The 1,704-nt window shown below is 72.6% G+C and carries 1 protein-coding gene and 1 pseudogene; both read right to left on the reverse strand.

All coding sequences use genetic code 11. The annotated features are described in order from the left end of the window. Positions 1–1,090, reverse strand: a 1,090-nt coding sequence (locus A5781_RS15935) for a hypothetical protein (protein WP_067207983.1), incomplete at its 3' end; no start/stop codon positions are given. Between the two features lie 144 nt (positions 1,091–1,234). Further along, positions 1,235–1,704, reverse strand: a pseudogene (locus tag A5781_RS25095) (hypothetical protein); the annotation flags it as partial.

Consider the following 1,704-nt stretch of genomic DNA (forward strand, 5'->3'; position numbering starts at 1 on the left):
ATGCGATCGTCGGCAGCGTCAGATGTGTATAAGAGAGTGGTGCGGGGGCGGGCGGCTGCGCCGCCGGCGGCGCGCTCAGCGGTGCGGCCGGCACCTGCTTGGCCGGGGTGGCGACGCTGACCCGCGGGTTCTGCGGCGCGGTGGATCCCGGCCGATCGGAGCCCAGCGAAAACAGCACCACGCCGGCCACCACGGCGGCGATCCCGGCCAGCGCGCTGCCGGCGAGGAACATGGGTCTGCGCGTGCGCGGGGTCACGTCGTCCTCGTCGGCGACGGCGCTGTAGGCCAGCGCATCGGCGGTCGTGTTGCCCCAGACGTCCAGGTAGGTCGGGCCGATCGGTCGGGGACTCACTTCCCCGGTGCCCGGGTCGAGCGCGTATGCCAGGGCCGCCGTGGACGAGGCGAACAGCGGCGCGTTCGCCGACGCCAGCGCCGCTCCGCGCGCCAGCGCCATCTCCGGCTCCTCCGGAGCCGTCACCTCGAGCGGGGTCGCCGCCTCGAGCGCGGGCTTGACCGCCACGATGTCCGCACCGCAGCCCACCAGGAAGACGCCGTCCGCCCGGGCCCCCCGCGAGTTGAGACCGGCGACCATCGTCGCCAACTCGGCGGCGAGCGGCTCTTGCCGGGCGTGCGCCAGCTGCTGGCGGTGCAGGTCGACGATCGAACCGTCGGTGACGTCGACGACGGCCAGCGTCGCGGTCTCGGGCTCGACGTACAGCATCGCGATGTGCGCGTAGTCCAGGGCGGACCCGACCGTCTGGGCCAGTGCGGCCGCGGCCAGCAACGGGGACACCAGCATGACGTTGCCCATGCCGTGGCGGCCCATCGCATCCCGCAGCGCGCCGACGCCGGCGGGGTCCGTCCACGTCACTCCGGTCGACACCAGTCGGTAGCCGCCCGCGAGCGCACCTTCCCGGGTGCCGCCGATCGCGGCAAGCACTTGGTCGACCGCCCCGGCAGCCACCGAATCCCCGCCGCCGGCGACCTCGAACTCGTCCTGTTCGACGGTGACACCGTCGGCGTTCTGGCCCTCGATGACCACCAGGCGGACCGTCTCGGGAGCCATCGAGACCCCCAGCACGATGTCCACGTACGCCTCCACAGTCCGCTGATTTGCTCCGGGATCCTCCATGAGGACACCACCGGATAGACCCCGCCCGACCGGGTGACACCAAACCTACCCGCGCGGGCCCGGGCGCGCTCGTGGAGCGCGCTCAGCAGGGACGACGGGCGGCTAGTAGCCCGGGCCCAGGAAGGGATTCTGGGAGTTCCCCGGGTACTGCGGGTATTGCTGCGGATATTGCGGATATGGCGTGTACTGCGGCGCCTGCGTCTGCGGGGCCTGCGTCTGCGGAACCTGGATCGGAATCGGCACCGGTAGCAGTGGGACGTGGATCCACTCGGTGGTCATCGGCACCGTCGTCGTGGGGGTCGTGGTGGTCGACGGCGGGGGCGGCTCTTCGCTCGTGGTCGACGGCGGTGGCGGGGGCGTCGTCATGGCCGTCGTGGTCGGGGCCTGAGTCGACGGCGGGGCGGTGTGCCGCGGGGTCCAGACCGGTGGCGCCTGCGTGGTGACCACCACCGGCGGGGGCGGTGGCGGCAGCGGTGAGGGTGGCGGTTCGGGCGGCGGCGGCGCGGGGCTGGGCACCGGCGCCTGTCTCTTATACACATCTCCCAGCCCCCGAGACGGAGCTACACCAAATC

It is taken from the genome of Mycobacterium sp. 852002-30065_SCH5024008 (assembly GCF_001665645.1).
Taxonomy (GTDB): domain Bacteria; phylum Actinomycetota; class Actinomycetes; order Mycobacteriales; family Mycobacteriaceae; genus Mycobacterium; species Mycobacterium paraffinicum.